Source organism: Nitrosospira multiformis (assembly GCF_900103165.1).
GTDB lineage: Bacteria > Pseudomonadota > Gammaproteobacteria > Burkholderiales > Nitrosomonadaceae > Nitrosospira > Nitrosospira multiformis_D.
Genome location: NZ_FNKY01000001.1, coordinates 966,132 through 990,928, shown reverse-complemented (window position 1 = coordinate 990,928; position 24,797 = coordinate 966,132). Strand labels below are relative to the sequence as shown.

The window sequence follows — 24,797 nt, the reverse complement described above, 5'->3', positions numbered from 1 at the left end:
GTCGTTATAATTTTCGCGTCGGAATCGCCGGACTGGAATGAACCGTAAGCGCTTGGTGGTTGATCGCTTTTTTTTAGCTCATTTGCCAACTAAGCGACTTGCCTAGCAATGGTTTCTTACCTCATTCTACCTTCACCCTTTGGATGATTTCGCTACGGCTGCCGGATTTAGGTTAGAAATATCCGCGCAACAGCACGCATGCATCCGCACGGATGTGGGGCCGCTCATCTTCCCTGGCTGCCGGTATATTAGTTTATTCATTTCACTACTGTTTACCAGCGGCAGATAACCGTTTACCATGCATCGGTCTTCTTCGGTATTGCACATATAATGCATGATCCTCATTTGCCACGTCTCATGCTCAAATCAAAATTGCGCCGGCGGGGCATTTACTTACTACCCAACTTATTCACCACCGCCGCATTGTTTGCCGGCTTTTACGCCATCGTACAGGCGATGAACGGTCGTTTTGAACACTCCGCAGTATCAATTTTCATTGCGATGGTGCTGGATGGGCTGGATGGCCGGGTAGCGCGGCTGACACACACCCAGAGCGAGTTTGGTGCGGAATACGATAGCCTGTCCGACATGGTTTCGTTCGGTGCTGCCCCCGCGCTGGTGATATACGAATGGGCCCTGAAGGGCATGGGTAAGTGGGGCTGGATTGCTGCTTTTATTTACTGTGTCTGTGCTGCGTTGCGTCTCGCACGTTTCAACACCAACATAGAGATAGTGGACAAGCGATTTTTTCAAGGCCTGCCCACTCCGGCTGCGGCCGCTCTGATTGCAGGACTGGTTTGGGTAATGCTGGACTTCGAAATAGCAGGGCCGGATATCCGATGGCTCGCGTGGGGTATCACACTGTTTGCCGGACTGACAATGGTCAGCAATCTCCCCTATTACAGCGGCAAAGCAATTAATCTGCGCAAGAGCGTACCCTTCATTACCGTTCTGTTTCTGGCGCTGTTCTTCTTTGTGCTGATTCCCAGCCACCCTCCCGTTGTGCTATTTTGCCTATTCCTTCTTTATGCCCTTTCTGGTTATGTTATGTGGCTGTGGCGCCTGATAAAAAGAAAAAAAACGACGGAAGCCGCTACGTAGCCCGGATCTTTCACCAAACTGGCCTGAAAATTGTCGTGGCGTTATGAATCATGGCATTTGATGAGAACGTTGCGATCCAGTTTGTGCCGCCAGCCTTCGGTGAAATATACGGGCTAGAGCACCCCTGCACCCCTCTGTTTGTGGGCATGCATGACAGGTGTAAATCATGACGTCAAACGGGTGGCCTATCACATGGCTTTTAAAAATTGCTCACGACTACTTAACATTTCCCTAATGCTTGCTGTGCTATATTTTTAATCTCCCGTTGCTTCCGGCGGGATAGTGTGAGACCGGAAATCTTCTGAGCAAACCGGTTCTGGATGAACTATGATTTTAAGACCGTTGTTCCATGCTGTCGAAGCTTGGATGAAGTAGGTGTGAGTAGTATGGGGTGCATGGAACTCTTTATGTACGTATGAATCGCAATTTTACCGGCTTTGATCTAACAAGCCATGCCGACAGGAGCGCGAACGATGAAAGCACGACTGATGCGGCAGGCATGCGCAGCGAGGGAGTAGCGGCTATGTCCCTGACGGAGCACCCCGCCTGGAAGGCACTCGAAGCACATTACCACGTAATCAAGGATTTGCATTTGCGTCAGCTTTTTGCTGATGATCCCAAGCGGGGCGAGTACCTCACGGCAGAAGCCGCGGGCATTTACCTTGACTACTCAAAAAATAGAATCACCGGCGAAACGCTGCGCCTGCTTGTGCAGCTGGCCGGGGAATGCGGTTTGCGTAAACGCATTGATGCCATGTTCAGCGGCCAGCAAATCAATTCGACGGAACAGCGTGCCGCGCTTCACACCGCCTTGCGCGCACCCGAAAGTGAACTGATTGTTGTCGATGGGCTCAATATCGTACCTGCGGTGCATGCGGTGCTGAATCAGATGGCCGCTTTTGCTGATCAATTGCGTAGCGGCCAGTGGCAGGGATACACGGGCAAGCGTATTCGCAATATCATCAATATCGGGATTGGCGGTTCCGACCTGGGGCCGGTAATGGCCTATGAAGCACTGCGTCATTACAGCTTGCGTGACATGGTCTTCCGCTTTATATCCAACGTGGATGGTACGGACTTCAAGGAAGCCACAACCGGCATCGACCCCGAAGAAACATTGTTCATTGTCTGTTCGAAAACATTTACCACGACCGAAACACTTGCTAACGCGCACGCGGCCCGTCAATGGACGCTGGATAAACTCAATGATGTCCGCGCCGTACGCAAGCACTTCGTCGCGGTCTCGACCAATGTCAAGGAAGTATCGAATTTTGGCATTGATCCCGCCAATATGTTCGGTTTCTGGGACTGGGTAGGCGGACGTTATTCAATGGACTCGGCAATTGGCCTTTCAACCATGATTGCCATCGGATCCGAAAATTTTCGCGCCATGCTGGCGGGCTTTCACGCAATGGATCAGCACTTCCGCACTGCGCCATTTGACAAAAATTTGCCCGTCCTCATGGGGCTGCTTGCGATCTGGTACAACAACTTCTTCCATAGCCAGACGATAGCTGTACTGCCTTATGATCAGTATCTCAAGCGCTTTCCGGCGTATCTGCAGCAATTGACAATGGAGAGCAATGGCAAACACGTGACACTCGATGGCTCGCGTGTTAACTATCAAACATCACCCATCATCTGGGGGGAACCCGGCACCAACGGTCAGCACTCATTCTATCAACTTATCCATCAGGGTACGCGCCTGATCCCTTGCGACTTCATCGGTTTCTGCCAGACCCTGAATCCCCTGGATAATCATCACAACCTGCTGATGGCAAATCTGTTCGCCCAGACCGAAGCATTGGCGTTCGGCAAAACCATGGATGAAGTAAAAGCCGAGGGTACGCCGGACTGGCTGTGCCCGCATCGGAGCTTTGAAGGTAATCGTCCGACCAACACCATCCTGGCCGAGCGTCTGACACCCCATACGCTTGGAACGTTGGTTGCGCTCTATGAACATAGCGTTTTTACGCAAGGGGCGATCTGGAATATAGATTCATTTGATCAATGGGGTGTTGAACTTGGTAAAGCACTCGCTCAGCGCATTGTCCAGGAACTGGAAAGTCCAAGCGAGCCGCTATTGACACATGATAGTTCGACAAACGCACTGATGCGGCGTTACGGTAAACTCAAGGGAGCGCCGTCATGAAAGTCGGCACGCGTCAAAGCAGCCAAACCTGAACAGGTAAAATTCACCCACGCAATTTTGCTTCCGGTACCGTCACAGTGAGATAGCATGATCCTAAATCAAAAGACAACCAGGAAAGTCAGCTTCCTTGCGGGAAAACTCGCCCAGTCATCAATGCTGCTGAATGTACCCAGACTTGTTACCGCCTACTACACGCAAATCCCCGACTGGTCGGTGCCGGCGCAAAGAGTTGCATTCGGCACTTCGGGGCATCGCGGCTCGGCCTTTGAAACAAGCTTTAATGAATGGCACGTGCTTGCCGCCACGCAATCTATTTGTCAGTACCGTAAACAGCAGGATATTAATGGTCCGTTATTCCTGGGTATCGACACACACGCTCTTTCCGAACCGGCATATGCCAGTGCACTTGAGGTACTGGCCGCGAATGGGGTCGAGGTCATGCTGTCCACCAATGGGGAATATACGCCCACTCCGGCGGTTTCTCACGCAATATTGACTTATAACCGCGGGCGGACGAAAGGACTCTCCGACGGTATAGTTATTACCCCTTCCCACAACCCACCCGAAAGCGGTGGTTTTAAATACAATCCGCCCCACGGCGGCCCGGCGGGTGTCGAGATTACTGCCTTGATCGAATCCATGTCCAATGAGTTTTTGAAGAACGGACTCGACGGGGTGAAAAGGCAACGTTTCGAGGAGGCGTTGCATGCCCCTACAACGCATCGGTATGACTTTCTCAATACCTACGTCAATGACCTCGGCCAGGTCATTGATATGGATGCCATACGTGGCGCGAATATCCGCATGGGGGTGGATCCACTCGGCGGTGCCGGCGTACACTACTGGGGTGCGATCGCGGAACGCTATGGGTTGAATCTGACCGTTGTCAATGAGGCCGTCGATCCGACTTTCCGCTTCATGACACTGGATTGGGACGGCCGGATTCGCATGGACCCATCCTCCCCTTACGCCATGCATGGGCTGATTGATCTGAAAGATCAGTTCGACATCGCCTTCGCCTGCGACACCGATCATGACCGGCACGGGATCGTTACCCGGAGTATGGGCCTGCTGCCGGCGGATCATTATCTATCCGTCAGCACTCACTACCTTTTTCAGCATCGCCCGGCGTGGAACGGTAACGTAGCGGTGGGCAAAACGGTAGTGAGCAGCCAGATGATCGATCGTATCACCGCAAAACTTGGTCGACGGCTCTATGAGGTGCCAGTCGGCTTCAAGTGGTTTGTGGAGGGTCTGCACGAAGGCTTCCTCGGCTTCTGCGGCGAAGAAAGTGCGGGCGCATCTTTCCTTCGCCTCGACGGCACGGCTTGGACGACGGATAAGGATGGAATCACGCCGGCATTGCTGTCGGCGGAAATTACCGCGCGCATGGGCCGTGATCCCGGTGAGCTATACCAGGAGTTGGAGCGCGAGTTTGGCAAATCCGTCTCTGAACGTGTTGACGCGCCAGCCACTCCGGAACAAAAAAAGATTCTGGCCAGGCTTTCGCCACAACAAATACGTTCCGCAGACTTGGCGGGCGAAAAAATTGAGACCGTTCTCACCCACGCACCGGGCAATGATGCCCCTATTGGCGGTATTAAGGTGATAGCCAGGAATGGGTGGTTTGCAGCGCGTCCGTCCGGTACCGAAGACATCTACAAAGTTTATGCCGAGAGTTTCAGTGGTGTCGATCATCTGCACCGTATTCTTGAGGAAGCACAGACAATAGTTGCTGACGCGCTTGCTACGGCGACGAATGTCTAGACCACCTCAGATAACGAATGGGTGGCAGACCCCGTACACCCAGTAATCTGATTGCAATCATGCGCTGCTATATGTATTCCACACTACGGAATCTCTGAATAGGCCCCTTATAGAGCACATTGCCGGCAACCTTGGGGAGTGGGAACACCCGGAAGTTCCCTAATGGATTCTTCCGACCTTTGCTTCTGCGCTAGTGCCACTTAAATTCAATTCTTAAACAGGAGGTCAAGATGCAACTGGGGATGATCGGCTTGGGGCGCATGGGTATTAACATGGTGGGACGTCTGATGAAGGCCGGAAACGAGTGTGTGGTTTACGATCCTCGCGCTGAAGCCGTCCAGACTTCACGGTCGCAAGGTGCCGTCGGAACATCCTCGCTTGAGGAGTTGGTTGCTCGTCTGGCTACACCGCGCGTCATATGGTTAATGGTTCCCGCGGCACTGGTTGATGAGATTCTTTCGAAAATTGCGTCGCTGGTTGAGGCGGGTGACATCATTATTGACGGAGGCAACTCTTATTACCACGACGATATCAGGCGTGGCGCCGAGATGCGTTCACGCGGAATCCATTACGTCGATGTCGGGACAAGCGGTGGCATCGCTGGCCTTGAGCGTGGATATTGTTTGATGATCGGAGGTGAAAAAGAAATCGTCGATCACCTCGACCCGATTTTTGCTGCCCTCGCACCGGGCATTGACGCGGCTCCACGCACGCCTGGCCGCCAAGACAGCGATGGCACGGCGGAGCAGGGCTACTTGCACTGCGGACCGCATGGCGCGGGTCATTTCGTCAAGATGGTCCATAATGGGATCGAATATGGTCTCATGGCGGCTTATGCCGAGGGTTTGAATATCCTGCATAGCGCCAATGCCGGCAAACGGGTGCAAGACATGGATGCGGAGACAACGCCGATGCGCAATCCCGAATTTTACCAATATGAGCTGGATTTGCCGGAAATCGCCGAAGTCTGGCGGCGAGGCAGCGTCGTGGCGTCCTGGCTGCTCGATCTGACAGCCGAGGCTTTGATTGACGATGCCGAACTCACCGAATTTTCGGGACGCGTCTCGGATTCCGGCGAGGGACGCTGGACAACGCTGGCTGCAGTCGACGAAGGTGTGCCTGTGCCAGTGATTAGCGCCGCGCTTTTCAGCCGCTTTGAGTCCCGTGGCAATGCCGACTATGCAGACCGGCTGCTCTCTGCCATGAGGAAGCAATTTGGCGGCCATGGCGAGAAAAAAGCGGGAGGGTGAGATGGAAGAGGCGGGCGGCAGTGCGGTCCCATCCGATGCGTTGGTGCTGTTCGGGATAACGGGTGACCTTGCCCAGAAAAAAATCTTTCCGGCGCTTTATGCGATGGCGAAGCAGGGTTCTCTCAATGTGCCCGTGGTCGGCGTGGCCTCTTCGAATTATAGCGTCGCGCAACTCCGCGACAAAGCGGCTGCGGCCATCAGGAAGGCCGGAGAAATTGATGACCAGAATGCGCTGAATCACCTGCTTTCCCTGCTCCGGTATGTAAGTGGAGATTACAATAGCCCGGAGACGTTCAAGACTATCAAGGCGGCGCTGGGTGATGCCCGGCGCCCGGCGCATTATCTCGCTATTCCGCCTTCTCTTTTCGCGACTGTCATAGAAGGCCTCGGCGCCGCCCGTTTAGCGGATCATGCGCGAGTAGTCGTTGAAAAGCCATTCGGACGCGACCTGGCCTCAGCGCGCGAGCTCAATCGCGTCGCGCGCTCGGTATTTCCAGAAAACGCGATCTTTCGCATCGATCACTTTCTCGGAAAGGAGGCGATCATGAACATTCTCTATTTCCGATTCGCCAATTCATTCCTTGAGCCGATATGGAATCGGAACTACGTAGCCAGCGTCCAGATAACGCTCGCCGAGAATTTTGGCGTGGAGGGCCGCGGTGGATTTTACGAATCCGCGGGCTGCCTTCGCGACGTGATACAGAATCATCTTTTCCAGATCGTCGCGCTGCTCGCCATGGAGCCCCCTTCCTACAGGGGTTTTGGATCGGTTCAGGGCGAGAAAGCCAATATTCTTCAGGCCATGCGCCCGGTAATATCAGACGACGTGGTGCGTGGACAGTATGCCGGTTATCGCAAGGAAGCGGGTGTTGCCAAGGATTCCGACGTCGAGACGTTTTGCGCTTTGCGCCTTTTCATTGACTCCTGGCGCTGGGAAGGCGTTCCGTGGTACTTGCGCTCGGGGAAATTTCTCGCAGAGACGGCAGCGGAAGTTATTGTCCAACTGAAGCCGCCCCCGCAACGGCTTTTCGCCGATTCGGGACCGGAAAATTGCAGCGCCAATTACTTGCGTTTCCGGCTTTCTCCCCTCTCCGCCATTGCCATTGCCGCCCGGGTCAAGCGCGCCGGCAAGGAATTTATTGGCGATCAGCGGGAACTCTGCCTGGTCGAAGAACACTTCGGGCATGAATCGCCTTACGAGCGGCTATTGCATGACGCCATGATCGGCGATGGTGCTCTGTTTACACGCCAGGAAGCGGTAGAAGCTGCCTGGGCGACGCTTGATCCCGTTCTCACAACGCATCATCGGGCCCTTCCCTATAAACGGGGGAGCTGGGGACCCAAAGCAGCCGAGGCCCTCATCGCGCCAGATGGATGCTGGCACAACCCGGAGTCGAGAATCTGATGCGCTGTTACGCCGCGCCGCGGCACTGACTATGACATCAATGGCATAAGAAGCCGATGTCGGGCCCATGCTGCGGCTCATTCCTCCAAGAAACCCATCTCTCCAATAACGCAATCCGCTGAAATCCGGTTCCAATGGGAGCTTTTGATAATTGGAATCCGGAATGAAGCACACCGCCATCATGATATTCATCCGACATATTACTGATATATATGGAGAAATAATGATATCTCCGTATAACCGGAAGGGTTAACGAATTTTTTACATTAAGACGACGCTTTTTTCACAGTTCGCATGTTATTTTTGGATTGCATAACGTCATTTCTGTCCTTCCATATCGAATGTCATAATCTTACGAGGACTTTCTTATGAATAAATCATTTTATTTTAAATTGACACAATCGGCTGCACTGGTTTCCGCTGTTTTTTTCTGCACATTACCTGCCGCGCAGGCAGATACGCTGGCGGATAATCTGGCTGCGATGGAGGCACAAAGCCCCATTAACATCACCACGAATAACACAACTTTTGTCAAAAACTTATCTCCTCTTTTATTTACGTTGAATTCCGATACTCAGCTGAAGGTAATCAATAATGGCTCGCCTGGCGTGGACAAAACCGCCGCCAGAGCCAATCTTGTTGATCCAGGTGCCGGATCGGTGACGGTTGGCGGTGATACGTACAGGTTGTCCCAGTTCCACTTTCATGCACCTGCGGAGCATTTGGAGAACGGCTATAAATTTCCCATGGAGATGCATATGGTATTTGCCGATTCCAAAAATAACTTGCTTGTCGTAGGCAGATGGGTCGAGGAGGGGGCATTCAATCAGGCGCTTGACCCGATTTTCTCTAACTTGCCGCAGACCGTAACGGATACGCTCACAGTCGATCACTTCAATTTGAATGCGCTGATTCCGGATAATCTGAACTCCTTTCGCTACGATGGATCACTCACAACGCCTCCATTCTCGGAGGGCGTAAAATGGGTTGACCTGGCGCAACCGCTAGATATGTCCGCGGCTCAAATTAATGCTTTCAGTTCGCTTTTTCCCAATGGTGATGCACGTGAGATTCAGGCACTCAATGGGCGAACGATACTCACCGATGTGCCGGGATTTGCTACTGTCGCGGTGGTTCCTGAACCGGAAACCTATACCATGCTGCTGGCGGGACTGGGCCTGATAGGCTTTATGGCAAGACGGCGTCTTGTTAACGGGGGCTTTATGGGTTCTGTCGCATAAATTTCCGTAAGCAAGAAATAGTCAGCACGCTTTTTTTACTTCCACCATCCCGGAAGGATGGTGGAAGATTAAAACACGAATCTGCTGATCCCTCTAGATTCCCTCGAATTAATGATTCTCTCGTGCTTGATTATTCTTTACCGGAGATCTTTGCGGAGATTAAATACGCCGCTGGTCTCTGCCACAGCCTGGTAGTCCGGTGAAATGAAAGCGCGTGTCATTCCGTTCGTCATTATTTCTTTTCTATTAGCTTTCTCATCTCTTATCCATGCCCAGAATGGGGAATGGGCAAGTCTCAACGCCGAAGCGAGGTCACTCTATCAGAATGGTCAATACGACCAGGCGGTAGCGCTGGTTAAAAGAGCGCTTGATATCGCTCAAAGGGAATGGGGCCCCGATCATCCCAATGTGGCCCAGACATTGAACAATCTCGGCTTAATCTTTCATGGTCAGGGTGAGTACGCGCAAGCGGAGCCGCTCTACACGCGTTCGCTGGCAATCTGGGAAAAGGCGCTTGGGCCCGATAGCCCCACAGTGGCTAAAGGGATGAACAATCTGGCGGAGCTTTATCGCGTCGAAGGACGATATGCGCAGGCCGAGTCGCTCTACAAACGTTCGCTGGCAATCTGGGAAAAAACACTTGGGCCCGGCCATACGGATGTGGCCACGAGTCTCAATAATCTTGCGCTACTCTACAAGATCCAGGGGCATTATGCGGAAGCCGAACCGTTATATCAACGCTCCCTCGCAATCTGGGAACAATCCGCCGGACCCGATCATCCTGATGTGGCCATTAGCCTGAATAACCTTGCGGGACTCTATCGCGCGCAGGGCAGCTACGCCAGAGCCGAGCCGCTTTACAAGCGTTCGCTGGCGATCTGGGAGCGGGCGGTCGGGCCCGATCATCCCAGTGTCGCCCAAGGTCTGAACAATCTTGCGGAGCTATATATCGCTGACGGCGACTTCACCCTGGCCGAGCCACTTTTAAAGCGTTCGCTGGCGATCAGCGAGGAAGCACTTGGATCCGACCACCCAAATGTGGCAACAGCTCTGAATAACCTGGCGAAACTTTATTATGCCGAGGGCAAATACGAGGCGGCTATACCGCTCTTTGAGCGCTCGCTGGCGATCTGGGAGAAAGCGCTTGGGCCTGATCATCCGCATGTGGCCTTGAGCCTGAATAATCTTGCGAAACTTTATGAGGCCCAGGGACAATACGCGGGGGCCGAGCCGCTCTTTATCCGTTCCCTGTCCATCCTGGAGAGAGCTCTTGGCCGGACGCATCCCAATGTGATCGTAAGTTTAAATAATGTCGCCGAATTCTACAGAAAGTCCGGCAGAGAAATAGAGGCAGCGGCGGTGGAAAGACGAATATTAGCCGCCAATGGAGGAAGCGCTATGGAGCGAGTTTCTGGCGAAATCAGGTGATCACAGATTCACTACAATAGTAGCGGTGATTATGGTCCGGTCGACGGTGCCTGAAAGTGTAACGCTGTAAACGCGTGATTTTGCTATTGTAACCTCGTGGCAGAAACTCTGGGAGCTTGCCGGACTCAAAGAATCGAAGCAAAAAAGTTACCAGGCCAGGACGGATTTTGACGATTTTTAAGGCCAATAGGTGTTCTATTAGCCAGAAAAGCGGCGCAATAGAGATCGGCCCCAATGTGTTTACAAGGCTTCTGCAGCCGATTTCCTTTAAGCCCGACAGACTGCTAAGATTTGGCAAGACATTTCATTTGTCTATCTTTCTGAGCCGGATAAGGAGGAGTACCATGAAGCACAAGTTCACTCTGGATAATGCCATGGCCAGGTTCGCGGCGCTTGCCGGCATCATTATTTTCGGCTTGATGAGCGTATCTCATGCACAGACTAACAAGGCGGCACCGTCTGGTCCTATGTCTGTACGGGGTACCTTGATCGTAGCGCAGCTCTCACAAAGATGGGGAGACGCCGCGACAGGTCAAAAAGATTTGCCGCCCGAAAGCGCAAGCGCTGCCTCCACACCCGGCACACCCAATCAGGCAAACTCTTCATCAAGCTGGTCATCCGTGGAACAAGCGCCTGGGTCTGGCTCGTGCAGGTACGCCACACCGGAACAAGAAAGTTTTTTTTGCAAGATGAGAAGAATCTTCTATGGCCGCGACTCCTGGGGACCGAACCAGGATATGGATAGTAATATCTCGGCGGGAGGCGCGGGAGGCTAGGATCCATATTCCAGCTTGTGGAGTGTCGACAGCGTCGCATTGATCAGATGAAACAATCATCTCCGCATTGAATCGGATGCGGACATCCAGATAAGTTCGTAGATCTGTGCAGCATTCGTTTCGCTATTTCGCTGGATTAGCGGAAAAATAGAAAGAGGAATTGTCATGGTACGTTATTCCATTTTGAGAAACGCCGCGATTCAGTTGGTGGTACTTGCTGGTCTCACGATTTTCGCCATGACGACTATCTATGCCCAGGGCGGCGGGGCAGCAGAACAGCCGCCATCCGGACAGGAAGACGCCGCGTCAGGTCAGGAAGGTTCGCTGCTAAAAAAAGATAGCACCACGCCCGGGCAGGGCACGCCCGATCAGTCCGGCTCTCCATCCGTCTCGTTACCTTCAGATCAGGAAACCGGCTTGGACGAGCACCTTCCCCCTAAACCGAAGAGTCTTTTCCAAAAGATTATCACGATATTCTTCGGACGAGACTCGCCCCCCGGACCGAACCGGGATGTGGACACCAATATTTCCGCAGGGGGGGCAGGGGGAGGATAACGCACGCCTGGCAAAACAAAGCACGCGGCAAAGAATCAGGTGAATGTTTCCATCGCGGCCCATTCACCAAACTTTATTGGATAACACTGATGTCATAATGCTGATCGGATATATCCATACCGGTCAAGTCCATCCGAAAAACCATTTAGATCAACCCCCAGAAGAAAATTAATGATGTAAAAATATTTACTGCGAGGTCCCGGCAGGCCTGCAATTGAAAGCACTGATCTCCAGGATAAATACTCAATCCAGCCATACACCTGCCTTAGCTGCAACGGCTACCATAACTGTGACCGGCTTACCTCTTCCATAAAACGCTACATTCAACTATCGGCAACCCTTTTGCCGGTATGGTCTTGCAATCACATCCATCCATCGCTGAATTCTGGCAAAAGCAGGGATGGTCTGATTACACCAGCATTTCTTGACAGGTTCTTCACTTCCATTTGACATTCTTTTAACGAATGTTCCGGCATTTTTCACATCTGCGTGACATTTCTTTGACACGCGCCATGCTATTTTTCCTACGAACATGAGTTTCTTTCAAATATCGAAACTCATCGATAAAAATTATTGCAACGACATAATTACAAGGCTCGCAATCTTAAAAACCTAGCCATATTCAATTCTGAAATCCGGAGCATGTGATGAAACCTAGTCTTACATTAACTTTTCTGTCCTGTTGTGTATTTTCAACCTCGCTATATGCTCAGGCTATCGATTTGTATGTGGATACCAAAACCAAACAGATCTATTCCGAGCCCGGGGCTGGGCGTGTACGCATGGGTTCTTTCGAAAAAGTGCCTGACACACCCGCGAAACCACCCTCCAGCGCGGATTCGGGTCAAGCACCGGCCACTGGCAAGGACGCCGGAGTGGCCCAAGCTCCTCAAGGTGCGCCGGTAAGCGCAACTCCTGCGGACAAATCAAAAGGCGTGGTCGCAGAGACGGCGAAAGGAGGGTTTGGCTTCGCAGATTGGAAAGAGAAAGACCCATTCAAGTGGAATCTGAATGGAGACGGTAGCCAGTATCTTAAATTTGGCTTTCTTAACCAGGTCCAGTTACGGTATGAGCAAAATAATCCGGGATCATTGATACAAGGCCAGCCCGTGGATGATTCGACCGACATCGGACTGCGCCGGACTCGTCTCGTCCTGCAAGGACAAATCACTGATCGGGTATACTTCTATACCCAATACGGGATGAATAATTTCAACTTCCTGTCTCAAATGAACGGGAATCGACATATTGAAGCCTATTTTCATGACGCCTTCGGTGAATTGCGGTTGACTGAGGGGCATCAAATGGTTTTTGGGGGGGGGCTCGGCATGTTTAATGGCCTCACCCGCTTCAGTGCCCCTAGCGTCAGTACCATTATGACAATGGATGTCCCGGTTGGTCTTCAGTACACCACGGAACGGACGTCCTTGTTTAATAGGCAGCTGGGCGTCTATCTTCGCGGCCAGATCAGCAAGTTTCGCTATATCGTAGCGGCTAATGATTCGTTTCCGATAACAACCGACGGAATAACGAATGACGGCGCTATTTCCCCCACAGTTTCCAATTTTGCCCAAGTTGGCCATAAAAAGAATTTTACGGGAATGTTCTACTGGAATTTCTGGGAGACGGAACCGAATACCAACCCTTATATGCAGGGAACCTATCTGGGCAAGAAAAGCATACTGAATCTTGAAGCCGGCTTTGCCACACAGAAAGACGCCATGTGGACGGGCACTTCTGCTGCGGACGCTCGATTTCATGATATGACACACTGGTCAGTCGCGGGCTATCTGGATGCGCCGGTGGATAAGGTGAGGGAAACAGCCATCTCCGCTTATATTGGATACACCAGTCTGAATTATGGGCCGAATTATCTTCGCATGAACGGCAATGGCCAGAACTCGGCTAACGGGGTCGGTCCGGGCGGCAGCTTGAATGGAGCAGGCAACACCTTCCCGATGTTTGGTACAGGTGATCTCTGGTATGCGCAGATAGGGTATTTGCTACCCATAGATTGGCTGGGGGGAAAGAATGGCCAGCTTCAACCCTACGCTTCGATAACAAGTGCGAATTGGGAGGCTTTGCGTGATCAAATGAATGTATTTAACTTGGGACTTAACTGGCTGATAAAAGGCCACAACAGCAAGGTTACTTTCGATTGGCAAAATAGGCCGATATTCAATACCGCCGGAAATACGATTGCCAATAGAAATCAATTCGTCTTGCAATATCAGATTGCTTTCTAACAGGTATTTCTCTTTCTATTCATTTGATCTCCCGGGCCGGCGAGGCTGGCCCGGGTCATTACATCCGCTCATTTTTCCTCCCGCGGATGCCTTCGCGATTTAGTGTCTTCTGCGTATTGAGTGATGAGTCGGCAAGATTAAGATGGGGCCTGCCACGTTTACGCAACGGTTATAGATTATAGCCAAAGGGATTTTTTTTGCCTTTCCTGACCCAGGTCGCGTCCGGGTCAGTACTCCGGGTTCCAGTATAATTGGCCTGTTTAGGCGATGTCATTGCCGTGCTGCACGGCGTGCCGTCTTCATGAAATTTGGGCGCGCCTGTGGCATCCAGCTCAATGGTTTCGTCACGCCTGGGACGAGCGGCAGTCCATACCAGCGTGACATCAATGATTGCACCTTGGGCACACTCGACCGAGAAGCCATGGGTCTGCAACGCTGAATTCACGCCAGCGAGTAATCCAGCGAGCCTGCCCGATTCGATCAAATGATTGCGAAAACGGCGCAGCGTGGCTTCATCCGGCGCATTGTCAGAGAAATCCATGCCGCAGAAATGCATGAAATCAATACGCACGCGCAACGCTTCTCCCAGTTCCGAGTCCGATAAGTTGTGCCACTGCCCCAGCAACACTGCTTTGAACATGACTAATGGATCTATGACCTCTTGTCCTCCCATCCGGCTGGCATCACATTTGTTGAGTCCCGCAAACCGGTCACGAAGCCCCTCCCAGTCAATCAGCGCGTGTGCTTTCATCAACACGCTATCAGCCCCCGCGCACGCTTCCATTTTCATCGATCCAAAACTCGTTTGCATCGGCTTGCGCTCCCTTCGTTATCCCTCACCTCAAATTCATTCAAACGTAATCAATTCGATTGTGCAGAGTCTGAAAAAACGAACCCGCTAGAGATAAGGCATCCAAGGCAAGCTAGCACAAGTCATGTGAAAAAAGCGTCGCAATAATCTCAAGAATTTGTGAGATCCATCGAGATTGCAACGGCTTGACAGGTGAGGGTTCATAACAATGGCCAGCACCTACCTTACTCCTGGAAACTATTGCACGAATTCGGGAAACCCTTTATATTTCTCACATGAAACAGACCTACTCCACTCTCCCGCTCCGTTTTTTATGCCATCCGCCGCTTCTGGCGAGACCACTGCTGCGCTTTGCGCGCTAACTACTAACCCCCCCTCCTCCAAGTTTTTACCCCCTGTGGAATCTGTTCCCGGATTCTGTATCACAACGTAATTATTCTTTCTGAAACGGAGAAGCCAGTGAAAGATCATTTGATTATTTTTGACACCACGCTGCGCGATGGTGAGCAGAGTCCCGGTGCATCCATGACCAGGGAAGAAAAGGTGCGCATCGCGCGACAACTGGAGCGCATGCGGGTGGATATAATCGAAGCCGGTTTTCCTGCCGCATCCAACGGTGATTTCGATGCGGTAAAGGCGGTGGCTGACGCGATTAAGGACAGCACCGTGTGTGGCCTGGCACGGGCAACCGAAGCCGATATCAAACGCGCCGGCGAAGCCTTGCAAGGAGCCAATTCAGCGCGTATCCATACTTTTATTGCGACCTCTCCGATTCACATGGAAAAGAAACTGCGCATGTCTCCAGACCAGGTGATAGAACAGGCGGTGAAAGCCGTGAAATGGGCGCGCCAATACACGGACGATGTGGAGTTCTCCCCTGAGGACGCGGGCCGCTCGGACATTACATTCCTCTGCCGTATTCTGGAAGCCGTCATTAATGCGGGTGCAAAAACCCTGAATATTCCCGATACCGTTGGCTACACCATGCCGGAACAATTTGGCGGACTCATCCATACGCTGCGCGAGCGCATCCCCAATTCCGATAAGGTGGTGTTCTCCGTGCATTGCCACAATGATCTTGGACTGGCCGTGGCTAACTCATTGTCGGCGGTAATGAACGGCGCTCGGCAAGTGGAGTGCACTATAAACGGGCTGGGCGAGCGGGCAGGCAATGCCTCATTGGAGGAAATCGTGATGGCGGTACGCACGCGTCAGGATTTCTTTCCCTGCGAGACGCGCATAGACGCCACTCATATCGTACCAGCAAGCAAGCTGGTATCAGGCATTACCGGCTTTCCGGTACAGCCGAACAAGGCTATAGTCGGCGCAAATGCGTTCGCCCATGAATCCGGCATACATCAGGATGGCGTGCTAAAGCATCGTGAAACATACGAAATCATGCGCGCCGAGGATGTCGGCTGGGGTGCAAATAAGTTACTGCTGGGCAAACATTCGGGGCGCAATGCCTTTCGCAGCCGTTTAGCGGAACTCGGTATCGAACTGGAATCGGAAGAAGTGCTTAATGCCACATTCATGCGCTTCAAGGAACTGGCCGACAAGAAGCATGATATCTTCGATGAAGACCTGCACGCCCTGGTTTCGGAAGATGCCATCACCTTACATGAACACTACAAGCTTTTGTCGCTGATTGCGCATAGCGAAACAGGCGAAACACCGTATGCCAGCATAGTGATTGCCGAAGATGGCAAGGAGTCGCGCGCCGAGTCGGATGGCAGCGGGCCGGTAGATGCTACTTTCCGCGCAATCGAGAAAATTCTGGCCAGCGGTGCCGACTTGCAGCTGTTTTCGGTTAACGCCATCACCAGCGGCACCGATTCACAAGGTGAAGTGACGGTGCGGTTGCAAAAATCGGGGCGCATCGTCAACGGAAACGGTGCGGACACCGACATCGTGGTGGCTTCCGCCAAGGCTTATCTCAGTGCGCTCAACAAGCTGCATAGCAAGCTGGAACGGGCTCACCCACAGGTTTAGCGGCAAAACTGGCGGAGCAGAATAGCTCATCGTAAAACAGATGGAGAGATCAACTACTTTGCTTCAGTGCACATTGGGCTTTTCCCTCAATCCTGTCAGCCGGCATTTCCGCTCATGAAATCCTCCCAATTTCCGGATTTCGCACATTATGTCCTTGTCCGCTTCTTCCAGCATAACTGCACCCAAGTCGCGGCCAGTCTTACCTTCACTACGCTGCTTTCGCTGGTGCCATTGATCGCTATCGGATTATCCGTGGTGGCCGCATTCCCGGCGTTTGCGGAATATTCTACCCAAATAAAAATATTCATTCTCACCACCATGGTGCCGGAAGCGGCGAACCGGGTCATCGCCGTATACATGCAGCAGTTTGCCGATAATGCGGTACAACTGACTGCCATCGGCACGGCTTTTCTGGGTGCGACGGCGCTTGCTCTGATGCTGACTATCGATAAAGCGCTGAATGCCATTTGGCGTGTAACCCGATTGCGTCCGTTCCTCCATCGCCTGCTTATTTACTGGGCCACGCTGACCATCGGACCGCTATTAATCGGTGCGAGCCTGTCGCTGACTTCCTGGCTAATAAGAATATCCATGGGGCTAACCGAGGATATTCCCGGCATCAAAGTCGCGCTTCTGCAACTGGCTCCATTGCTACTGACAAGTATCGCCTTTTCAATTCCCTATCTCATTGTGCCCAACCGCCAGGTCGCATGGCGTCATGCGATTGCCGGCGGCGTAGCCGCGGCGGTGGGATTCGAGATAATGAAACAAGGGTTTGCGTTTTACATTACCCACTTTCCCACATATCAGGCAGTCTATGGCGCGTTCGCCACCGTCCCGATTTTTCTGTTGTGGGTATATCTCTCCTGGCTGATGGTGTTGCTGGGTGCGGTGATTGCCGCTTCGCTCTCGAGTTGGCATTTTTCCGAATGGCGACATGGTCCGGCAGCGCACGGTAGGCGATTCCTCGACGCACTGCGTTTATTGCGGGCGCTCGGAGAGGCTCTCAGGAGCGGAAAGGTTGAAACGTACGCTAGCCTTCATAAGCAACTCATGTTAAGTTTTGAAGAAATGGAACAAATACTTGACCTGATGAGCCGTGCCGATCTGGTTCGGCAGGTAAAAACGGGAGGATGGGTTCAGATAATTGATCCCGATAAAATTATGGTTGCAGATATTTATCGGCTGTTTACATTTCGTCCCGAGGCAGTGCGTCCCGCCGCGGCAGGTGATGCAAAACTGGAGCGGTTGCTCGATGGCATCTCAACCGGCATGAATGAGAAAATGAATGTGCCGCTATCGCTACTTTTTGCGGAAGAAGCGTCCGGAAATTCGACACCACAACCGGACAGCATCCTCGCCCAAAACGTCGCCTCACCTGGAATCACCCAGTAAAATGATGCAACGCACACTCGCCGTCTTGTTCTGTGTGCTGCTTTCCCTGTCGCCCGGCGCCCAGGCGAAGGGTTTCGTGTTTACGGATTCCACAGGCAAGAAGCTCACTCTCGCCGACTATAAAGGCAAGTGGGTCCTGATAAATTTCTGGGCCACCTGGTGCCCGCCTTGCCTCAAGGAAATTCCTGATCTCGTGTCGCTCTATGAGAGCCGCAAGGATGTAATGGTCATCGGCATCGCGATGGACTACCAAAATCCGAAGACAGTCCTGAAATTCGTTGACTCACTCTCGATTTCCTACCCCATCGTGCTGGGTGACAGAAAAATTGCCGCTCAAATCGGTCCCGTGTCGATGCTGCCCACCACCTATTTATTCGATCCCGCCGGTCAGCCGGCAGCCTATAAGGTGGGGCTAATTTCGCGAGAAAGCATTGAGGAATTCATGCGGGAAAATTCCCCAGATTCTCAGAGTCAGCGTCCTGATGAGACCAGTCAACGAAAGCGCAAATAGATTCATGGGAATTAAGCATGCACCAGTTTAAGGGTCGCCAATCTGAAGAGAGAATTGAACAAAATGGGAAAAAAGTGGAATATACACGTCAGGCTTTAGTTATCTCTTTTTTTAGGAAATCAATAATATCCTGCAAAGGGACAGCCTGAGACTTCTCATCCTGTCGTCCCTGATACTCGACATTTCCCTCCTTCAAGCCCCGCTCACCGATCACAATGCGATGAGGAATGCCGATCAATTCCATATCGGCAAACATTACGCCAGGACGTTCGTCACGATCATCAAGCAGAACATCAATGCCGGCATTAACGATTTCCGTGTATAGCTTCTCCGTCTCAACTCTCACCTGCGTATTCTTCTTCAGTCCGATGGGAACAATGGCGACCTGAAATGGCGCTATTGCGTCCGAAAAAACAATGCCGCGTTCGTCATGGCTCTGCTCGATGGCCGCGGCCACGATACGCGAGACGCCAATACCGTAGCATCCCATCTCCATTGGCTTTGATTGGCCGGATTCATCGAGATAGCCGGCTTTCATCGCTTCCGAATATTTGGTGCGTAACTGGAAAATATGCCCCACTTCTATGCCGCGGCAGATCTCCAGCCGCCCTCCGCCATCCGGAGACAGATCTCCGGAAACCACGTTGCGGATGTCCAGCGTATAATCAGGCTCTTTCGCATCACGGTCGAAATTAACGTGAGTAAGATGATAGTTCTCTTCGTTTGCACCACAAACAAAATTGCTCATTTCCCTCACGGAGTAGTCCGCGATAACCGGAAGCTTTAGGCCGACAGGTCCTATGTATCCGGGGGGAGAATCGGTTCCCGCAAGAATCTCCGCCTCGGTCGCCAATCGGAAATCGGTCAGGAAAGGAATTTTGCGGACCTTCGTCTCGTTAAGATGATGATCGCCGCGCAGCAGCAATAAATACATCCTGTCATTCGCAATCACCGCCAGGGTTTTTACCGTGTATTCGACAGGGAGGTTGAGAAACGCCGCAACCTCCTGACAGGTTTTTATGCCGGTCGTTTCGACTTTCCGCATGATGCCATCCGCCGCTTCGCGTGACTGCGCCGGCCGCAGCGACTCGGCCATTTCGATATTGGCGGCATAGTCGGAATCCGGACAGAAAACGATGGCATCCTCGCCCGAATCCGCCAGAACATGAAATTCTTGCGAACCGCTTCCACCTATCGCTCCGGTATCCGCGGTGACTGCACGAAATCTCAATCCCATGCGGGTGAATATCCGTTGGTAGGCATCGTGCATTATTCTGTAAGTCTTCTCCAGGCTGTCAATCCCGGCATGGAATGAATAGGCATCTTTCATGATAAATTCACGTGCCCTCATCACACCGAATCGAGGCCGGATCTCATCGCGGAACTTGGTTTGAATCTGATAAAAAGTAAACGGCAATTGGCGATAGCTCTTGATCTCTCGCCGCGCAATGTCGGTAATAACTTCTTCATGCGTAGGACCAAAGCAGAAATCGCGCTGATGCCTGTCCTTGATTTTCAACATCTGTGGACCGAATACATCCCAGCGCCCGGTTTCCTGCCATAGTTCGGCGGGCTGCACCGCGGGCATCAGAAGTTCTACCGCCCCGCTCTTGTCCATTTCCTCCCGCACTATATTTTCAACCTTGCGCAGGACTCTCAACCCCAGCGGCATCCATGTATAAAGGCCGCTTCCCAGGCGCTTTATGAGCCCAGCACGCAACATCAGCTTGTGGCTCACCAATTCCGCTTCGGCGGGCGCTTCCTTAAGGGTAGAAATAAAAAAACCTGATACCCGCATGTGCGTTCCGTTATAACAATTGAATTACAATAATCCTAAATCCGGTAGTTGACCACTCATTCACGAGTTTAGTTCTATGATTCATAAAGATTTCCTGTGTTATTTGAGGCTCACCTTTTGGGTGAGTCCGCTACAGGGCGGATCGCACGGTTTTTATGGCGCATGGCGGCGTTGCAACGCCTTGAAATGGAATAACCATTTCGCGTTGTTGCGCCTTGCCCCGCACCCCAAAAACCGCACACTCCACCCTGTCCAACTACCGGATTTAGGATAATTCTACTCTGAAAAACCGCAATCCCGGTTAGTGAAGCCTATTGTTTCTCGGCGCAGATTCCAAAGAGGGACAAGCAACGTGAAGCCGCACTGGAGAGGACTGCTTGTTCAACCCCAAACTGCGTTAAGCCTATAGTGGTTGAGTGGGTACAGGGCTGGCAAGGGAGCGCAATAAACTCAAAAAGCAAGCACTAGCTAAATATGAAGTTTATTAATCTCGTGACAGCTTTCAATCTAGGATAAAATATGAAAAAATTTGTCCTCTTGTGACGGATCAAACGGGTGATTGCATGATCGACCGCAACGGATATCGCTCCAATGTCGGTATTATTCTACTGAACTCGAAGAATGAGGTCTTTTGGGGCAAGCGCATCAGGCAGGACTCCTGGCAGTTTCCCCAGGGGGGTATCAAGCCGGGTGAAAGTCCGGAACAGGCGATGTATCGGGAACTGACGGAAGAAGTAGGCTTACACCCCCGGCATGTCGAGATCATTGGCCGCACACGCGACTGGCTGCGCTATGAAGTACCGGATCAGTGGATAAGGCGCGACTGGCGAGGAAATTACAAAGGGCAGAAGCAAATCTGGTATCTTCTGCGCCTGGTCGGACGTGATTGTGACGTTTCGCTGCGTACAAGCGTTCGCCCGGAATTCGACGCCTGGCGCTGGAATCAATATTGGGTGGAATTGGAATCCGTGGTTGAATTCAAACGCCAGGTCTATCGGCAGGCACTGACCGAGTTGGCTCGCCTGCTCAATCGCACTCCGTTTGATGGCAGCGGTTACGATGGATCCATTCATCCTGGCGGCAGGGAACAGGCTGCGATCGCTCCCGCTAAGCGGAGCGAGTAGATAAAAATGACAAAATTTAATAAAAGCACATTGTGCGACGTTATCTCCAGCCTGTTAAGGCACTGATGGGCTCCTTCAGAATTCTGAATTTTGTGAGCATCCACTTCATGGATTGCTTGCTCATCCCGTCTGCCGCCTCTCTCACCGCTCCTCAATTGCCGAATGAGAAATATTTTTCTCATATATCGATATGGACACCGGGTTAGATTTTTTTGCTCTCATCCCAATATGAAAAAACGAGCTTGCCTGTAGCGTTGAATTTTTAGAGGCGCCCATTATCGCCAAGAGGTGCCCTGACGGATAGTTTGTAGGCGTAATCGGCTGCGCCACTACAGCCGCGTTTTTAGGAGATTACCGATGATAATGCGGACATTAATCATATCGCTGCTATCCATTGGAGCCATTGCCGCCCCAGCCACCGCGCTGGCTGCCAATGAACCCATCCAGCCAATCGAAGCCGCGAAACCAAAGAATGCAGATATGGTGGAACTGGGCAAGATGCTCTTTTTCGATCCGCGCCTATCGAAATCTGGGTTCATTTCCTGTAACTCTTGTCACAACCTGAGCATGGGTGGTACAGATAATCTGCCAACCTCCATCGGCCACAAGTGGCACGAGGGACCGATCAGCGCGCCCACGGTATTGAACTCCAGCATGAATCTGGCGCAATTCTGGGACGGCCGCGCCAAGGACCTGAAAGAACAGGCAGGCGGACCCATCGCAAACCCTGGTGAGATGGGATTCACCCATGAACTGGCAGTGGATGTATTACGCTCAATTCCAGAGTACCGGACCCGTTTCAAGCAATTGTTTCGCTCCGATAAGATCGATATCGGCATGGTAACCGATGCGATTGCGGCATTCGAAGAGACTCTGGTGACACCTGACTCTCGTTTCGATAAATGGCTCAAAGGTGACAAAAAAGCCCTGAATCAAGCGGAGTTGGAGGGTTACAAGCTATTCAAGGAGAGTGGGTGCACGGGTTGCCATAATGGCGCTGCGGTGGGTGGCGGCTCATTCCAGAAATTTGGCGTTCATGAACCCTACAAAACGACGAGCAAGGCCGAAGGCCGGTTTGCAGTGACCGGCAAGGACGCCGACCGCTTCATGTTCAAAGTTCCGACCCTGCGAAACGTGGAATTAACTTACCCCTATTTTCATGACGGCGCTGCCGCGACCCTGGAAGAAGCGGTAGACACCATGGGCCGGCTACAGCTGGGCCGCACTTTCAGCAAGGAAGAAAATGCCAAAATCGTGGCGTTCTTGAAGACACTGACCGGAAAACAGCCCGAGTTCAAACTACCCATCCTTCCACCTTCCACCAATGAAACACCAAGGCCCAAGCCCTTTGGGTAATTAGCACAGGGGTGATACTCGTCGTAGCGTTTCCTGCTTTGCGGGTATAATTTCTAAAACTTGTCCAGGCTGAGAAGTGCGGCCTGGGCAAGTTCAAGCAGCAGATAATTCAATACCTTCGATTTCGAGTTACACGCTAACAGGCAATTATTGCCGTGACTGCTTGTAAAAGTAACAGTCATTTTTCCTGTATTGTTTTTAGCCTCCATTAATTCAATTTTTACGAATTAACGTTAAGCAAATTATTGTCCGTCGGGCTGATTCAATTTATTGAATGTTCTTTATTTTACCTTTCGAACAGGAATATGGATTTACTCCTGAAAATCAAGTAGAGTTACTTTTTGAATAATTAAAATATGGAGTCTCCCATGAGCGCAAAAGGGCAATTGTTACAAGACCCATTTCTGAATACATTGCGAAAGGAACATATTCCAGTGTCGATTTATCTGGTAAACGGTATCAAGCTGCAAGGTCATATTGACTCGTTTGACCAGTATGTGGTGTTGCTGAAGAATACCGTCACGCAGATGGTGTACAAGCACGCAATCTCTACCGTTGTCCCCGCCAGGGCAGTCACCATTCCATTTGAGGCGCCCGCTATACCTGATGCTTGATCGTCCCGCGGGTAACACATCCGAAGCTAACGCCGCTGTACTGGTTAGCCTCGATTTTAACGATGGCGATTACGCCGAAAATCTGGAGGAACTACGGCAATTAGCCGCGAGTGATGCACTCGCAATCCGCGCAGTAATCAAGGGAGGGCGCTCCCGGCCTGATCCCGCTACATTCGCAGGCAGCGGCAAGGTTGGCGAGATTACGGTGGCATTGGAACAAACCGGCGCATCACTGGTGATTTTCAATCACGATCTATCTCCCGCCCAGCAACGTAATCTGGAGCGGCACCTTGGATGCCGTGTGATTGACCGCACCAGTCTGATTTTAGATATATTTGCCCAGCGCGCCAAAAGCCATGAGGGCAAATTGCAGGTGGAACTGGCGCAACTTGAACATCTCTCCACTCGCCTCGTACGCGGGTGGACGCACCTTGAGCGGCAAAAGGGTGGTATCGGTTTGCGCGGTCCCGGCGAAACCCAATTGGAAACCGATCGGCGTTTACTCGGCAAACGGGTCAAACTGCTTAAGGAGAAACTCGCAAAATTGCAGCACCAGCGCGAGTTGCAGCGCCGTTCCAGGCAACGCGCCCAGATGATGTCGGTTTCCATTGTCGGCTATACCAACGCCGGAAAATCCACCTTGTTCAATCGGCTAACCCGTGCGCATACCTACGTCGCCGATCAATTATTCGCCACTCTGGATGCCACCACTCGCAAACTATTTATTCCGGATCACGACTCACTCGTGATTTCGGACACGGTAGGCTTCATTCGCGACTTGCCACATACGCTCGTTGCCGCATTCCGTGCGACGCTGGAGGAAACGGTGCAGGCCGATATATTACTTCACATCGTGGATGCGGGCAGTTCCAATCGGGATGAACAGATTGCCGAGGTGAATAAAGTACTGAAGGAAATCGGCGCCGATTCGATTCCGCAGATATTGGTACTAAACAAGATAGATTTGATGAGTTTATCAGCGGGCGCGACGGGGTATGGGCGCGACGAGTGTGGTAGAATCATGCAAATTCGATTGAGCGCGAAAACCGGCGAGGGAGTGGAATTCATTAAGCTGGCGCTATCGGAAGCAATGCAACGGCGCATTTTGCAGCGGTGTGAAGGTTCATCAGAAACCGGAAGCTTAATTGGCGGATACGCCGCGCTTAACTACTCTATTGAGTAAACGCAGGCAATCCGGTCTTTAGTTCCACGATAGATGGAATTCAGTTTTTTTACCGATGCGGGTTTGATGGTTGTATCTATTAAACAGAATAT

20 protein-coding genes are annotated in these 24,797 nt (G+C 51.9%); 17 read left to right on the top strand and 3 right to left on the bottom strand.

Translation table 11 applies throughout. The features are described 5' to 3' along the window. Positions 1 to 357: 357 nt before the first annotated feature. The 10 genes from pssA to BLR00_RS04415 all read left to right on the top strand — a co-directional run bounded on the left by pssA (position 358) and on the right by BLR00_RS04415 (position 13,921). Entirely contained in the window at positions 358 to 1,101 is a 744-nt protein-coding gene (gene pssA, locus BLR00_RS04460; protein ID WP_254773393.1) for a CDP-diacylglycerol--serine O-phosphatidyltransferase, read from the top strand. A gap of 415 nt (positions 1,102 to 1,516) precedes the next feature. Continuing rightward, positions 1,517 to 3,253 carry a glucose-6-phosphate isomerase gene (gene pgi, locus BLR00_RS04455; RefSeq protein WP_256324045.1) on the top strand — a complete coding sequence of 579 codons (1,737 nt, stop codon included), beginning with the start codon at positions 1,517 to 1,519 and terminating at the stop codon, positions 3,251 to 3,253. An 87-nt stretch (positions 3,254 to 3,340) separates the two neighbouring features. Then, complete coding sequence (pgm, locus tag BLR00_RS04450; RefSeq protein ID WP_074631025.1) at positions 3,341 to 5,020, top strand: phosphoglucomutase (alpha-D-glucose-1,6-bisphosphate-dependent); 1,680 nt, start codon at positions 3,341 to 3,343, stop codon at positions 5,018 to 5,020. A 230-nt stretch (positions 5,021 to 5,250) separates the two neighbouring features. Continuing rightward, entirely contained in the window at positions 5,251 to 6,270 is a 1,020-nt protein-coding gene (gnd, locus tag BLR00_RS04445; protein ID WP_074631024.1) for a phosphogluconate dehydrogenase (NAD(+)-dependent, decarboxylating), read from the top strand. Then, complete coding sequence (gene zwf, locus BLR00_RS04440; protein WP_256324044.1) at positions 6,245 to 7,675, top strand: glucose-6-phosphate dehydrogenase; 1,431 nt, start codon at positions 6,245 to 6,247, stop codon at positions 7,673 to 7,675. Before gnd ends, zwf begins: the two co-directional genes overlap by 26 nt. A gap of 368 nt (positions 7,676 to 8,043) precedes the next feature. Beyond that, positions 8,044 to 8,916: a carbonic anhydrase family protein gene (locus tag BLR00_RS04435; protein WP_074631022.1), complete on the top strand. Its 873-nt coding sequence runs from the start codon at positions 8,044 to 8,046 to the stop codon at positions 8,914 to 8,916. 204 nt (positions 8,917 to 9,120) lie between these two features. After that, positions 9,121 to 10,344, top strand: a complete 1,224-nt coding sequence (locus tag BLR00_RS04430; RefSeq protein ID WP_074631021.1) for a tetratricopeptide repeat protein — start codon at positions 9,121 to 9,123, stop codon at positions 10,342 to 10,344. A 344-nt stretch (positions 10,345 to 10,688) separates the two neighbouring features. Next, a complete protein-coding gene (locus BLR00_RS04425) occupies positions 10,689 to 11,120 on the top strand; it encodes a hypothetical protein (protein ID WP_074631020.1) in 432 nt (143 codons plus the stop codon). 165 nt (positions 11,121 to 11,285) lie between these two features. Continuing rightward, positions 11,286 to 11,675 carry a hypothetical protein gene (locus tag BLR00_RS04420; RefSeq protein WP_074631019.1) on the top strand — a complete coding sequence of 130 codons (390 nt, stop codon included), beginning with the start codon at positions 11,286 to 11,288 and terminating at the stop codon, positions 11,673 to 11,675. Between the two features lie 647 nt (positions 11,676 to 12,322). Next, positions 12,323 to 13,921: a hypothetical protein gene (locus BLR00_RS04415; protein WP_074631018.1), complete on the top strand. Its 1,599-nt coding sequence runs from the start codon at positions 12,323 to 12,325 to the stop codon at positions 13,919 to 13,921. A gap of 169 nt (positions 13,922 to 14,090) precedes the next feature. On the opposite strand, the gene BLR00_RS04410 is transcribed toward BLR00_RS04415, so the two are convergent. Further along, positions 14,091 to 14,732, bottom strand: coding sequence for a transposase (locus BLR00_RS04410; RefSeq protein ID WP_074631017.1), 642 nt, complete (start codon positions 14,730 to 14,732; stop codon positions 14,091 to 14,093). A gap of 459 nt (positions 14,733 to 15,191) precedes the next feature. On the opposite strand from BLR00_RS04410, the gene BLR00_RS04400 reads away from it, so the two are divergent. The 3 genes from BLR00_RS04400 to BLR00_RS04390 all read left to right on the top strand — a co-directional run bounded on the left by BLR00_RS04400 (position 15,192) and on the right by BLR00_RS04390 (position 18,630). Further along, entirely contained in the window at positions 15,192 to 16,724 is a 1,533-nt protein-coding gene (locus BLR00_RS04400) for a 2-isopropylmalate synthase (RefSeq protein WP_074631015.1), read from the top strand. A 114-nt stretch (positions 16,725 to 16,838) separates the two neighbouring features. Continuing rightward, positions 16,839 to 18,119 (top strand): YihY family inner membrane protein, encoded by a 1,281-nt coding sequence (locus BLR00_RS04395; RefSeq protein WP_074631014.1) that lies wholly within the window; start codon positions 16,839 to 16,841, stop codon positions 18,117 to 18,119. A gap of 4 nt (positions 18,120 to 18,123) precedes the next feature. Further along, a complete protein-coding gene (locus BLR00_RS04390; RefSeq protein ID WP_081346819.1) occupies positions 18,124 to 18,630 on the top strand; it encodes a TlpA family protein disulfide reductase in 507 nt (168 codons plus the stop codon). An 88-nt stretch (positions 18,631 to 18,718) separates the two neighbouring features. Here the strand turns inward: BLR00_RS04390 and BLR00_RS04385 are convergent, their stop codons facing one another. Continuing rightward, positions 18,719 to 20,428 (bottom strand): proline--tRNA ligase, encoded by a 1,710-nt coding sequence (locus BLR00_RS04385; protein WP_074631012.1) that lies wholly within the window; start codon positions 20,426 to 20,428, stop codon positions 18,719 to 18,721. 563 nt (positions 20,429 to 20,991) lie between these two features. On the opposite strand from BLR00_RS04385, the gene BLR00_RS04380 reads away from it, so the two are divergent. After that, a complete protein-coding gene (locus BLR00_RS04380; RefSeq protein ID WP_074631011.1) occupies positions 20,992 to 21,552 on the top strand; it encodes an RNA pyrophosphohydrolase in 561 nt (186 codons plus the stop codon). Positions 21,553 to 21,909: 357 nt separating this feature from the next. After that, a complete protein-coding gene (locus tag BLR00_RS04375) occupies positions 21,910 to 22,908 on the top strand; it encodes a cytochrome-c peroxidase (protein WP_074631010.1) in 999 nt (332 codons plus the stop codon). Positions 22,909 to 22,961: 53 nt separating this feature from the next. On the opposite strand, the gene BLR00_RS16900 is transcribed toward BLR00_RS04375, so the two are convergent. Next, positions 22,962 to 23,090: a hypothetical protein gene (locus BLR00_RS16900; protein ID WP_256324043.1), complete on the bottom strand. Its 129-nt coding sequence runs from the start codon at positions 23,088 to 23,090 to the stop codon at positions 22,962 to 22,964. A gap of 186 nt (positions 23,091 to 23,276) precedes the next feature. On the opposite strand from BLR00_RS16900, the gene hfq reads away from it, so the two are divergent. Then, a complete protein-coding gene (gene hfq / locus BLR00_RS04370) occupies positions 23,277 to 23,522 on the top strand; it encodes an RNA chaperone Hfq (protein ID WP_041512373.1) in 246 nt (81 codons plus the stop codon). Next, positions 23,515 to 24,705 carry a GTPase HflX gene (gene hflX / locus BLR00_RS04365; RefSeq protein WP_074631009.1) on the top strand — a complete coding sequence of 397 codons (1,191 nt, stop codon included), beginning with the start codon at positions 23,515 to 23,517 and terminating at the stop codon, positions 24,703 to 24,705. Before hfq ends, hflX begins: the two co-directional genes overlap by 8 nt. Positions 24,706 to 24,797 lie beyond the last annotated feature (92 nt).

Coding starts and splice junctions, on each gene's coding strand:
- pssA (WP_254773393.1), top strand. CDS start 358: ATGCTCAAATCAAAATTGCGCCGGCGGGGCATTTACTTACTACCCAAC.
- pgi (WP_256324045.1), top strand. CDS start 1,517: ATGAATCGCAATTTTACCGGCTTTGATCTAACAAGCCATGCCGACAGG.
- pgm (WP_074631025.1), top strand. CDS start 3,341: ATGATCCTAAATCAAAAGACAACCAGGAAAGTCAGCTTCCTTGCGGGA.
- gnd (WP_074631024.1), top strand. CDS start 5,251: ATGCAACTGGGGATGATCGGCTTGGGGCGCATGGGTATTAACATGGTG.
- zwf (WP_256324044.1), top strand. CDS start 6,245: ATGGCGAGAAAAAAGCGGGAGGGTGAGATGGAAGAGGCGGGCGGCAGT.
- BLR00_RS04435 (WP_074631022.1), top strand. CDS start 8,044: ATGAATAAATCATTTTATTTTAAATTGACACAATCGGCTGCACTGGTT.
- BLR00_RS04430 (WP_074631021.1), top strand. CDS start 9,121: ATGAAAGCGCGTGTCATTCCGTTCGTCATTATTTCTTTTCTATTAGCT.
- BLR00_RS04425 (WP_074631020.1), top strand. CDS start 10,689: ATGAAGCACAAGTTCACTCTGGATAATGCCATGGCCAGGTTCGCGGCG.
- BLR00_RS04420 (WP_074631019.1), top strand. CDS start 11,286: ATGGTACGTTATTCCATTTTGAGAAACGCCGCGATTCAGTTGGTGGTA.
- BLR00_RS04415 (WP_074631018.1), top strand. CDS start 12,323: ATGAAACCTAGTCTTACATTAACTTTTCTGTCCTGTTGTGTATTTTCA.
- BLR00_RS04410 (WP_074631017.1), bottom strand. CDS start 14,732: ATGCAAACGAGTTTTGGATCGATGAAAATGGAAGCGTGCGCGGGGGCT.
- BLR00_RS04395 (WP_074631014.1), top strand. CDS start 16,839: ATGAAATCCTCCCAATTTCCGGATTTCGCACATTATGTCCTTGTCCGC.
- BLR00_RS04390 (WP_081346819.1), top strand. CDS start 18,124: ATGCAACGCACACTCGCCGTCTTGTTCTGTGTGCTGCTTTCCCTGTCG.
- BLR00_RS04385 (WP_074631012.1), bottom strand. CDS start 20,428: ATGCGGGTATCAGGTTTTTTTATTTCTACCCTTAAGGAAGCGCCCGCC.
- BLR00_RS04380 (WP_074631011.1), top strand. CDS start 20,992: ATGATCGACCGCAACGGATATCGCTCCAATGTCGGTATTATTCTACTG.
- BLR00_RS04375 (WP_074631010.1), top strand. CDS start 21,910: ATGATAATGCGGACATTAATCATATCGCTGCTATCCATTGGAGCCATT.
- BLR00_RS16900 (WP_256324043.1), bottom strand. CDS start 23,090: ATGACTGTTACTTTTACAAGCAGTCACGGCAATAATTGCCTGTTAGCG.
- hfq (WP_041512373.1), top strand. CDS start 23,277: ATGAGCGCAAAAGGGCAATTGTTACAAGACCCATTTCTGAATACATTG.
- hflX (WP_074631009.1), top strand. CDS start 23,515: ATGCTTGATCGTCCCGCGGGTAACACATCCGAAGCTAACGCCGCTGTA.